The sequence below is a fragment of the Pseudomonadota bacterium genome (assembly GCA_030860485.1).
GTDB lineage: Bacteria > Pseudomonadota > Gammaproteobacteria > JACCXJ01 > JACCXJ01 > JACCXJ01.
Genome location: JALZID010000170.1, coordinates 35419 through 45308, shown reverse-complemented (window position 1 = coordinate 45308; position 9890 = coordinate 35419). Strand labels below are relative to the sequence as shown.

General features: G+C 66.4%; 14 protein-coding genes. 4 read left to right on the top strand and 10 right to left on the bottom strand.

Annotated elements, in window-relative coordinates; all coding sequences use genetic code 11:
* Positions 1-19: 19 nt before the first annotated feature.
* The 6 genes from M3461_09485 to M3461_09460 all read right to left on the bottom strand — a co-directional run bounded on the left by M3461_09485 (position 20) and on the right by M3461_09460 (position 5223).
* Positions 20-745 (bottom strand): ABC transporter ATP-binding protein, encoded by a 726-nt coding sequence (locus tag M3461_09485; GenBank protein MDQ3774572.1) that lies wholly within the window; start codon positions 743-745, stop codon positions 20-22.
* 12 nt (positions 746-757) lie between these two features.
* Positions 758-2707: a VWA domain-containing protein gene (locus M3461_09480; GenBank protein MDQ3774571.1), complete on the bottom strand. Its 1950-nt coding sequence runs from the start codon at positions 2705-2707 to the stop codon at positions 758-760.
* Between the two features lie 5 nt (positions 2708-2712).
* Positions 2713-3639 carry a hypothetical protein gene (locus M3461_09475; GenBank protein ID MDQ3774570.1) on the bottom strand — a complete coding sequence of 309 codons (927 nt, stop codon included), beginning with the start codon at positions 3637-3639 and terminating at the stop codon, positions 2713-2715.
* Positions 3640-3897: 258 nt separating this feature from the next.
* Positions 3898-4626: a hypothetical protein gene (locus M3461_09470; GenBank protein MDQ3774569.1), complete on the bottom strand. Its 729-nt coding sequence runs from the start codon at positions 4624-4626 to the stop codon at positions 3898-3900.
* A 13-nt stretch (positions 4627-4639) separates the two neighbouring features.
* On the bottom strand, positions 4640-4894 hold the full coding sequence (locus tag M3461_09465; GenBank protein MDQ3774568.1) for a hypothetical protein: 255 nt from the start codon (positions 4892-4894) through the stop codon (positions 4640-4642).
* Positions 4891-5223: a hypothetical protein gene (locus M3461_09460; GenBank protein ID MDQ3774567.1), complete on the bottom strand. Its 333-nt coding sequence runs from the start codon at positions 5221-5223 to the stop codon at positions 4891-4893. The genes M3461_09465 and M3461_09460 overlap by 4 nt, the downstream gene beginning before the upstream one ends.
* Before the next feature lie 254 nt (positions 5224-5477).
* On the opposite strand from M3461_09460, the gene M3461_09455 reads away from it, so the two are divergent.
* Positions 5478-5804, top strand: a complete 327-nt coding sequence (locus tag M3461_09455) for an ATP-binding protein (GenBank protein ID MDQ3774566.1) — start codon at positions 5478-5480, stop codon at positions 5802-5804.
* 110 nt (positions 5805-5914) lie between these two features.
* Positions 5915-6172: a hypothetical protein gene (locus M3461_09450; GenBank protein MDQ3774565.1), complete on the top strand. Its 258-nt coding sequence runs from the start codon at positions 5915-5917 to the stop codon at positions 6170-6172.
* A gap of 82 nt (positions 6173-6254) precedes the next feature.
* Here M3461_09450 and erpA read toward each other — a convergent pair whose 3' ends face one another.
* The 3 genes from erpA to argC form a co-directional block, all read right to left on the bottom strand.
* Entirely contained in the window at positions 6255-6614 is a 360-nt protein-coding gene (gene erpA, locus M3461_09445) for an iron-sulfur cluster insertion protein ErpA (GenBank protein MDQ3774564.1), read from the bottom strand.
* Positions 6615-6635: 21 nt separating this feature from the next.
* The gene (locus tag M3461_09440; protein MDQ3774563.1) at positions 6636-7118 is read right to left on the bottom strand and encodes a polymer-forming cytoskeletal protein; all 483 of its coding nucleotides are present in this window, start codon (positions 7116-7118) and stop codon (positions 6636-6638) included.
* Between the two features lie 93 nt (positions 7119-7211).
* Positions 7212-8243: an N-acetyl-gamma-glutamyl-phosphate reductase gene (argC, locus tag M3461_09435; protein ID MDQ3774562.1), complete on the bottom strand. Its 1032-nt coding sequence runs from the start codon at positions 8241-8243 to the stop codon at positions 7212-7214.
* Positions 8244-8550: 307 nt separating this feature from the next.
* Between argC and M3461_09430 the strand changes: the two genes are divergently transcribed.
* Together M3461_09430 and M3461_09425 are read left to right on the top strand one after the other, a co-directional pair.
* Positions 8551-9180, top strand: coding sequence for a DUF4126 domain-containing protein (locus M3461_09430; protein MDQ3774561.1), 630 nt, complete (start codon positions 8551-8553; stop codon positions 9178-9180).
* Positions 9181-9208: 28 nt separating this feature from the next.
* Positions 9209-9631 carry a CopD family protein gene (locus M3461_09425; protein MDQ3774560.1) on the top strand — a complete coding sequence of 141 codons (423 nt, stop codon included), beginning with the start codon at positions 9209-9211 and terminating at the stop codon, positions 9629-9631.
* Here the strand turns inward: M3461_09425 and M3461_09420 are convergent.
* Complete coding sequence (locus tag M3461_09420; protein MDQ3774559.1) at positions 9628-9798, bottom strand: rubredoxin; 171 nt, start codon at positions 9796-9798, stop codon at positions 9628-9630. The genes M3461_09425 and M3461_09420 overlap by 4 nt on opposite strands.
* Positions 9799-9890: the final 92 nt, after the last annotated feature.

The following is a 9890-nucleotide window of genomic DNA, read 5'->3' as shown; positions in this document are numbered from 1 at the left end:
TGCCACTCCGCCATCGGGGTCAATCCCTGAAGAGAGATTCCACTACGTTCCCGCCCTTGCGTTCGCGCGACTCCTGATGGAGGCTGCGAAAATCGAGCTTGTTGACCTGCGCCCAGTCGTGGCTCGCGGTGATGAGCGTGACGCCCAGCTCCTTGACCAGATCCATGACCGCGGCGAGGACGCGGCGCGCGGTGACGGGGTCGAGGGAGGCGGTCGGCTCGTCGGCGATGACGATCGAAGGGCGGTGCGCGAGCGCCCTGGCGAAGGCCACGCGCTGACGCTCACCGGCCGACAGGAAGGCCGGGAGCTTGGCCAGATGGCGCTCAACGCCGAGGATCCGGGCGAGGTGCTCGACGGTACCGTCGGCGGGCAGGCCCAGGAGGCGCCGCGACAGCCCGATGTTCTCGCCCACCGTGAGGTAGGGCAGGAGTCCCCCGGTCTGGAGCACATAGCCGATGTGGCGCTTGCGTAGATCGGAGAGGGTATCCTGGCCGCCGGCCTTCCAGGTCGCGGCGACATCCGTCGGGCGCAGCCCGCGCGGGAGGAAGGTAAAGCGCCCGGCCTCGTCCGGCCGCAGCACGAGCGCCAGGAGATCGAGCAAGGTACTCTTGCCCGAGCCGCTATAACCGACCAGGGCCACGGCCTCGCGATCCTTGATCTGGATGGACGGGACCACGAGCCTGAAACCGACGCCGTTCACGGCCCGGCTCTTGACCACCCCTTTGAGGTGGTAAACGACGCTCATCGGGCAACGTTTTTACGGCAGCAACTCGAGCAACACCGGAAACACCGATTCGCCCGTGATCGGGCCGCCGCTGAGCGATACCCACAGATCGGTGTGGTCGTGCAGGGCCTGGTAGTACTGGACCTTGCTCTCCAGGCGGTGCACGAAGTCCAGTTGCCGCTCCGCGGGCCACGCTTCCCAGTCATCGAGCGACAGCCCCAGGACCTCGCTGCGGTAGGGCAGGTCCTCGACGTATTCCCCCATGAGCCCGAGCTCGGCCAGGGTGCTGCCCCCCGGGGGGCCCGCGGGGGCTTCCTGGTTGCGGCTGAGACGTGCGGCCATGGCCTTGAGCTCGGCCACGAAGTTGCGGGGCGAGAGCACGCCCTCCTCGGCCAGCTCCAGGACCTGGGTGAGGGCGTTGCGCAGATCGCTCAACTGGTCGCGCGTGAGGAGCACGCGGACCTCGATGGTGGTCTCCTCGGGGTTGCGCGGGTCACGGTCCACCAGCCAGGCATCGAAGACCTGCGGGGGCTTGTCGCCGCCCTTGGCCTGGAGGTACTTCATGCGCAGGGCATAGCCGAGCTTGGCGATGCGTTTCTGCAGCGATGTCAGGGCCTCGTCTCCTTGTCCCGCCGGAGGCGACGAGTCGCCCTTTGCCGCGCTCTGGACCTGGGCGGCGATCTGAGCAGCCAGGGTATGGAGGACCCGTTCGAACTCCTCCGTCGACCCCATCCCGACTCCATAATAGAGTTCGCCGATCCCGGGATAATCGGACAGCGCCCGGTACTGCTGCTCGGCCCTCTGGTGGTCCATCACCCCCATGGGCGTCTTCAGGTGCATGACCCACAGCGCGATGCCGCGGTCGTGCGCCAGCTGCCGGATCCCGGCGAGGTCGAGGCCGGTGCTGGACAGCGGATCGCCGGCCTCGCGCGCGCTCGCATCGGTCACGAGCACGATGTAACGGGCATCAAAATCCGACCAGGAGTTGCCCTCGATGGCATCCTTGATCCCGGCATAGGCGTCCTCCACGAACTCGGCGTTGGTGACATCGGAGGCGCGCAGGGCCGCGACCTGCTTGAAGAAACGCCGCGCATCCGTACCGGTGTCGAGGGTGGCGAAGCTCCTCGCCAGGAACCGCTGGTCCGTGGGGGCGGCCAGATGGTCCCGGAAGGCGGTCAGGCCGAAGCTCACCTGGCCGCGCAGGCCGGCGCCGGCGATGGCCTCGTAGACGCGCCGCGTGACGGCGCGGGTGCGCTCGATGTAAGGCCGCATGGACTGGGTGGCGTCCATGACGAACACGATCCCGGTGCGGAAGGGGCGCGCCGCAGCGCGTCCGCCCTGCCCATCTGCGTCGAGCGGCACGGAGGCGACCTCGAGCAGGCGCGCCGGCCGGTCCTGGAGATAGAGGTCCTCGTGATGCTTGATGGGGACCAGGTAGAACTCCTTCTCGATGTCGATGCGGGTGCCGGGTTGGATGGCCACGATCGGGGAGTCGGCCGAGGGGTCTCCCCGGATCGCCTCGTCATAGTAGCGCTCGTAGCTCTCGAGGTCGTTCTGGTCGATGAGGCGCTTCAAGCTGTCGCGATCGCGAAACAGGAGCACGCGCTCGCCGGACGCCGGGTCCTTGAAGGTCACGGTCAAGGCCTGGTTCCACGGGATCAACTGGCGCGTCGGGGCGAAGCCGGCCACCTTGCCATGGCTGTCGGGGCCAATCTCCAGCCACTCCTGACCCGCCGCCTCGCGGCGGCCATAGACGTAGAAGGTCGTGAAGGGCGTGACGGGTTGGCTGGCGTCGGCAGCACTGCCCGGCTCTTTGTGGAGGCGCGTGCCCGGGCTCGCCAGGACGCGCTGATACAGGGACCGCTTGCCGGCCATCAAGAGCGGCTGCGGGGTCGGCAAGGACTGGACGTCCCCGCACGCGAGGGCGAGCAATACGAGGAGGCCCCCGGCGACCGCCGGTTGTCGCCGGGGCATCGCCGGCATTCTGCTCAGCGCCACGAAAGGCGCAGGCGCTCGGCCTCCGCGTCCCCGGCGCGGGCCCTGGCATCCACCCAGGACTCGAGAGACCTGAGGCGGGCCTGGGCCTCACCGTCGCCCTGGCTCGCGGCCACCCGGTACCACTTGAGCGCCTGCAGCGGGTCCGGTCTCCCGAGCAGGCTGCGGTCCTTGTCGAAGCGCACGGGGTCGTAGATCCCCGCCAGCACGACGGCCGCCGGGGCATGGCCACGGCGCGCCGCGAAGAAGTACAAGAGATGGGCGTCCGCGATCCGTCCCAGTTTCAAAGACTCACCCGCCTTGCGGAACACCGTATCGAGGTCCTCCTCGGCATTCGGGGCGCGCATGGTCGCGATCAACGCCCGGGCCTCTTCGCCCGGGCGATCGGTATCGACGCCGGCGGGCGCGACGGCCGCGGCAACCGGCGGGCTCGACGGCGCTTCGCCCTCCGGTTCGACCGCCGCGCCATCGACCGACCCGGATTCGGTCGACCCGGGTTCGCTTACACCTCGTTCCATCGCCCCCGGTACCTTCGCACCCGGTCCGGTCGCACCCCGTTCGCTTCCATCCCGTTCGAGCACGCCCGGTTCGAGCACATCTCGCTCGATGGCCCCGCGTTCTATCGCCCTGGGATCGATCGCACCCGGTTCGTCCGGACCCTCCCCTCGGTTGCCCGAGACCAGGACGGCGATGATACCGAGGACGACGGCGGCGGCGACGAACGGCAACGGTCCACCCAAGGCCGGCCGGCGGCGGGCGCCCCCGAACACCGGCTGCAACTGGATCGACTCGCGGGGGATCGACTCGCGGGGGACCGACCCGCTGGGGACCGACCCGGGGGGCACCGAACCGAGCGGCGCAATGCCGCCGCCTCGCGCCCGCCCCTCACCCGGCGGCTTCAAGGGATCGCTACGCGCCACGGAGCCCATCCCCTGGTGAGCGGTTGCCCGAGACCGACACGCGACTCGAAGTGTCGCAGAGCGCTCGCGGCACAGGGCCCGCCCATGCCGCCATGACTCTCTGCATTGCTATGAACCTGTTCATTTTTATCACTCTCCCCGGGCATCCCACCGGGCACCCGCAGCGGGATCGCAAGATACGCCGTTTTAGCGCCTGCGGCAAACCGCCGGGGCCGGCGCTGATTCCGAGATCAAGACCGGGCCGGTGCGGGCGCCAGATCAGGGGCGCGCCGGAGGCGGGTCGGGGGTCGGGGTCTGCATGCCCTTGAGCCGCTCCGATAGGAACCTGATCTCATGCGGATCCGTGATGCGCCCACTGTCGAGCAGCTTGCGGATCAGACGCCTCGCGGCCTCGACGTCGCCGATATCCGCGAGCACGAAGATCCGCATCTGCTGGACCCAGTGCGGGACCTCCGGCCCGGTCGCATGCCTCGCCAGGGCGTCGGCGAACCTGAGCGCGAGCCTCAGGTCGTGCAAGCGGTGTCGCGCCACGAACACCCTGTGCGCCAACCACGGCCAACGCCGGTTGGGGTCCTCCAGGAAGCGCCGGTAGACGAACTCCAGGACCATGCGCTGCTTTGCTTCATCCGGCACCTCACCGTACAGGCGGGCGGCCGCGAGCAATGGGTATTGGGCCCTGGGGTCTAGGTCCAGGATGCGGCCCAGCCAGCCCACCACCTTGTCGTAATCGAGGTCCTTGAACGGCAGGCTGATCCCGGGCTGGTTGTCATGGGCCTGCAACCACAGCATCAGGAGGCGCGCCAGGGCCTCGGGGTCTCCCAGGGCCCAGAGCGCCAGACTTCCTGCGGACGGCGGGCTCGGCAGCGCGGCGGCGCGCGCCTCGGGTGCCGGCCGGAGGTGGTGCCACAGCCCCTGAGCGCAGAGCCCGACGATCAATATGGCCAACGCCCAGGGCGGGACCGAGCACAGCGAACGCTCTGCGGCCATGCACGCGACCCGATCAGAGGTTTTTCCGATACAGGTCGAAGAGCCCGACCCCGATCAACAGGACCAGATAGACCGCCGTCTGCCCCGCGATCGGGACCAGATCGGCCCACACGACGCCCTCGTACATGAGCCAACGGCTCTGGGTGAACCGGTACAGGTCCGGGAGCACGAAGGCGATCCCCGAAACGACCGCATTCACGACCTCCTGCGACGGTTTCCCCGCCGGGACCAGGGGGCTCGTCCCCATGAGCTCGATGGCGCCGATCATCCGCGCGCCAGGATATAAAAACCGAAGACCGCGCTGAAGGCCGTGGTCAGGTGATGAAAAGAAAAGATGCAGACCAGACCCACCGTGCTCACGATGATCAATTCGCACAGGAGCGACGCGACCCAGATGGCGACCTGGAACGGTGTGGCGTATAACAGAAGCCCCGCGGCGATCGTGAGCGCCACCAGGATGGCGAGGGCGAGGAATCCGATGAGCTTGCCGAAATAATAGACGGAACGGGGAAAAGGCAGGGACAGAATGGATTCCAGGACCTTGTCGTTGAAATCGCGCACCACGCTCGTGGTCACGAAAAGCGCGACCAGGAACACGGAAAACAATGCCGAGCAGCCACGGCATTCGGTTCCTCTGCGCCTCCCGCACGGTGAAAGCGGCGATGGTCAAGACCGGCGGCATACCATGGTCCTCTGGATCGACTCGAAGGGATCTACGCGAAGCCCGACTCTTGCACTATACCGTAGACGTGGAGCATCGACACCCGTGCGATCGACGCGCGTCGGATCCCCGGCGACCTCTTTCACAGCGTCCTCGACAACCTCCTCGAAACGCCTATTACAAACGTCGGGTGGAATCCGGGCTCGATATCACCGTGACGCTCGCATCACGGGGCCGGCATCTGGCCTTGACAGTGTGTGACAACGGCTCGGTAATCGGTCCGGAAACCGCCGGCCAGCTCTTCAAACAACCGGTGCGGTCCCGGTCCGGCCACGGGATCGGCCTCTATCAGGCGGCAAAACGGGCGGAGATGATGGGGTATGCCCTGGCGTTGATCCGCAACCGGCCCGGCCAGGTGTGTTTCGAGCTGTCGATCCGCGAAGACCCGCCCGGTGATCGCGATCTCGCTACGCCGCCCTCGAGCTCTCCCCCGCCGGTAGCCCGTAACGCTCGATAAGCTCCGGCGGAAGCCGGTTGTAACAGCTCCGGATCTTCCCGACCGGGTTGCGCTCCAACTCGTCGGTGGTGCAGAAACGGATATCGAGCCTCATTTCTCGGCCCAGACGGATGCGCAACTCTTCGCGGACCCTGTCCGTGTCCTTCGGGATCCCGATAACTGGGGGCCTTGACGATGCGCACCTCGACGCCCTCCAAATCGTGCTGGATGATCTGAATGTACAAGAGCTCAGGAAAGGCCTTGAATCCGGTCACCGCGTAGGTGCTCGGGATCAGCGCGCCGCTCTACGACACGAGATAATCGTTCTGCCGGCCTTCGATGCGCTCCACGGCCGGGAACGTCTGGCCCGCCCGGCCCAGCGTACCTGACCGGCCTCCAGGCGATGCGGGTATGGCGCCCGTCGCAGGTACTAGAATCCCATGCGCCCGCGAGACGGGATCACGCTGCCGCTCAGACAGAAAACGAAGACCCGCAACCGCAGGTCGTCGTGGCATTGGGGTTCCTGATGACGAACCGCGCCCCTTCCAGGTCCTCGGTGTAGTCGATCTCGGCACCCATGAGGTATTGCACGCTCATGGGATCGATCAAGAGCCTGACCCCGTCGTTCTCGACCACCGTGTCCCCATCACCGACGGCATCATCGAAGGTAAAACCGTACTGGAAACCGGAGCATCCACCGCCCGACACGAAGACCCTGAGCATCAGATCGTCGCTGCCTTCGTCAACCATCAGCTCGCGTACTTTGACCGCCGCGGCGTCGCTGAACGCCAAGGGGCTCTCCAACTCCAACTCTGGTTCTACTGTGCTCATCAATGGCAAATCCTCCAAGACCTAAACGATGTGGCGCGGTTCCCGGTCCGGCGGCCCTATCTCGATCTCGTCCGGCTCGACCTCGTCCGGTCGTTGCGCGCCCACCACGGCACCGGCGGGGTCCGGGGTCAGGGGCGGTGTCGCGGCCTCGGTATGGACGAGCTTTCCGTTGACCTCCGCGCCCATCGCCATCTCCATGAGCCCGTAGTGAACATCGCCTTCCACCCGCGCCTTCGCGGCCAGCTCAATGTGCTCGCGGGCATGCACGTCACCGAGCACCACCCCATTCAAGACCACATACGGGACCCGCACTTCGCCCTCTATCGTACCATGCTCGCTGACCGTGAGCACGGCCGACTCCGATCCATGGGCGCACACGTCGCCTTTGACCGTGCCATCAACGTGCAGACCGCCCTCGAAGCTCATGTCACCCTGCACGCGGGTGTTCCGGCCGATCAGGGAGTCGATCGTGGTAGGCTTGCGGTTCTTGCGTTTACCGAACATCACAGGGGCACCCTCGGTAGGCAACCGCGCCTAGTGTATCCCGCCTCACGCCCGAGGCTCTATCTCAACTTCTCATTTAGGGCAGGAGGCTCGTCAGGGCAGGAGGGCGATGTGGGTCAGGCCCAGGGTCTCGTCCAGGCCCAGCATCAGGTTCATGTTCTGGATGGCCTGCCCCGCCGCTCCCTTGACCAGGTTGTCGATCACCGACAATATCACCACCCGCCGCCCGCTACCCACCCGGTGCACGGCGATCCGGCACACATTGGCCCCGCGCACCGAGCGCGTCTCCGGGTGTGCGCCGCTCGGCATGACATCCACGAAGGGCTCGCCGCGATAACGCTTTGCGTACAGCCCTTGGAGATCGCGTACCCCATCCTGAAGCTCCGCGTACAGCGTCGCATGGATGCCGCGTATCATCGGGGTCAAGTGCGGGACGAACACCAGCTCGATCCTACCCGCGGCATGCTCCTGGAGCGTCTGCACGATCTCGGGCAGGTGGCGATGGCCGGGCACACCGTAGGCCCTGAGACTGTCGGAGGCCTCGGCCATCAAACTGCCGAGCGCCGCCTTGCGGCCGGCACCGCTCACCCCCGATTTGCAGTCGGCGATCAAGCCATCCACCCGTACGCTACCCGATTCAACCAACGGGAGGAGGCCGAGCAGGACAGCCGTGGGATAACAGCCTGGATTGGCGATCAGGCGCGCCTCCCGGGTGGCCTCGCGGTTTTGCTCCGGCAGTCCATAGACGGCGTCGGTCAAGAGATCCGGGCACGCATGGGGCATCCCATACCAGCGCTCGAACGCCACCGGGTCGCGAAGGCGAAAGTCCGCCGACAGGTCCACCACACGCACGCCGGCCTCGAGGAGCGCCGGAACGAGGGTCATCGCCGTACCGTTGGGCGTCGCCAAGAACACCACCCGGCACTGGGTCAGGATCTCAGGGGTATGCGGCGAAAAGACCAGATCGACCCGGCCGCGGAGGTGGGGAAAGACCTCCGCGACCGCCGTGCCGGCCGCGGCGCGCGAGGTCACGACCCGTAACCGGACGCCGGGGTGCCCGGCGAGCAGGCGCACCAACTCGGCCGCGGTATAGCCCGTACCGCCCACGATCCCGACGTCGATCACACCCCGTCCCCCGCCCGGCGAGCACCCGCCTTCTCTGCACGCAAGCCAGAAAAGAAAAAGCGGCCGAAGCCGCTTCAAGTCTCTTTTATAGTTATTGTTCTAGCCCTGTCGCGGCCGGGGATCGATGCGCACCAGCCACGAATGTGTCATAGGATAGTGCGGTGAGAGAGCCATGTCAACCGGTCGTGGTGAAAAACTTGGCGCGATCACGATGTTGCAGTGCATTGTGGATGGTGGCTTGTGTTCGCGCCCGATGCGGGTAGGATGGCCCAACCGACGGCCTGTCCCAGGCCACGAGACACCGGGCATGGAGATCATCGACACCATTGCCTTGACCATGGGCGTGGGCTGGGCCAGCGGCCTCAACCTGTATGCCGCGATCCTCACGCTGGGTTACCTGGGGACGACCGGCCATATCGCCCTCCCTCCCGAACTTCAGATCCTGACCGATCCGCTGGTGCTCGTCGCAGCCGGCGTCATGTACGGCATCGAGTTCTTCATCGATAAGACTCCGGGCGTGGACACCGGCTGGGATGTCGTGCACACCTTCATCCGCATCCCGGCCGGCGCCGTGCTCGCGGCCGGGGCGGTGGGGGATGTCAGCCAGCCGGCCGAGATCGCCGCCCTCCTCATCGGCGGCACGCTCGCGGCCGGCAGCCATGCCGTGAAGGCCGGCAGTCGCGTCCTCATCAACACCACGCCCGAGCCCTTCACCAACTGGGCCGCCTCCCTCTCGGAAGATCTCCTGGTCATCGGAGGGCTTTGGACCGCACTCCACCACCCGTCGGTGTTTCTCGCCGGCCTGGTGCTGTTTCTGCTGATCTCCGCCTGGCTCCTGCCCCGCATCTTTTGGGGGATCAAGCGGGTCTTCTGGTCGATCGCTACCTTCTTCGGCCGCCGCGCGCCTCGGGATGCCGGCAGCCCGCCGGGCGGCTAGACCCCGGTCCCTAGAGTTTAATATATAAATGTTGTGGACCAAGGCCTTCCATATCGTCTTCATGGTGACGTGGTTCGCCGGCCTCTTCTACCTCCCGCGCCTCTTCGTCTACCACGCGCTCGCCGCGGACCGGCTCAGCACCGAGCGCTTCGAGGTCATGGAGCGCAAGCTGTACTTCGGGATCACCACCCCGGGGGCCGTCTTGACCGTGTTGTTCGGGCTCTGGACCCTGGCCTACGACGTGGAGCACTACCTCCAAGCGGGTTGGCTGCACGCGAAGCTCGCGCTGGTCGCCGTTCTGATCGGGTACCACGTCTATCTCGGCCGGTTGCTGGTCCTGTTTCGCCACGACCGGAACCCTCATGGCCACGTGTTCTATCGCTGGCTCAACGAGCTCCCGGTCTTGATCCTGGTCGGCGTGGTGGTACTCGCGGTCGTCAAGCCCTTCTAGATCTCCACCATCTCGAAGTCGTCCTTGCGCGCCCCGCAGTCCGGGCATACCCAGTTGGGCGGGACGTCCTTCCAACGGGTCCCCGGCGCGATGCCGTCGCCCGGCCAGCCTTGGGCCTCGTCGTATATGAACCCACAGATCAAACACATATAGCGCTTCATTGCCATTCTCGTCGCCTCGACCTTGGAGATTCTCGCAGTTCTCGCGCCCCTGTAAAATAAGCCCGCCAGAGTCAGCCATCCCTGAGGTTTGAGCCGCC

What these genes read in the sequence shown, in the direction of transcription:
- M3461_09430 (MDQ3774561.1), top strand. Translation starts at nt 8,551, where the DNA reads ATGGAGATCATCGACACCATTGCCTTGACCATGGGCGTGGGCTGGGCC.
- M3461_09425 (MDQ3774560.1), top strand. Translation starts at nt 9,209, where the DNA reads ATGTTGTGGACCAAGGCCTTCCATATCGTCTTCATGGTGACGTGGTTC.
- M3461_09420 (MDQ3774559.1), bottom strand. Translation starts at nt 9,798, where the DNA reads ATGGCAATGAAGCGCTATATGTGTTTGATCTGTGGGTTCATATACGAC.
- M3461_09480 (MDQ3774571.1), bottom strand. Translation starts at nt 2,707, where the DNA reads ATGCCGGCGATGCCCCGGCGACAACCGGCGGTCGCCGGGGGCCTCCTC.
- M3461_09440 (MDQ3774563.1), bottom strand. Translation starts at nt 7,118, where the DNA reads ATGTTCGGTAAACGCAAGAACCGCAAGCCTACCACGATCGACTCCCTG.
- M3461_09465 (MDQ3774568.1), bottom strand. Translation starts at nt 4,894, where the DNA reads ATGATCGGCGCCATCGAGCTCATGGGGACGAGCCCCCTGGTCCCGGCG.
- erpA (MDQ3774564.1), bottom strand. Translation starts at nt 6,614, where the DNA reads ATGAGCACAGTAGAACCAGAGTTGGAGTTGGAGAGCCCCTTGGCGTTC.
- M3461_09450 (MDQ3774565.1), top strand. Translation starts at nt 5,915, where the DNA reads ATGCGCAACTCTTCGCGGACCCTGTCCGTGTCCTTCGGGATCCCGATA.
- M3461_09470 (MDQ3774569.1), bottom strand. Translation starts at nt 4,626, where the DNA reads ATGGCCGCAGAGCGTTCGCTGTGCTCGGTCCCGCCCTGGGCGTTGGCC.
- M3461_09485 (MDQ3774572.1), bottom strand. Translation starts at nt 745, where the DNA reads ATGAGCGTCGTTTACCACCTCAAAGGGGTGGTCAAGAGCCGGGCCGTG.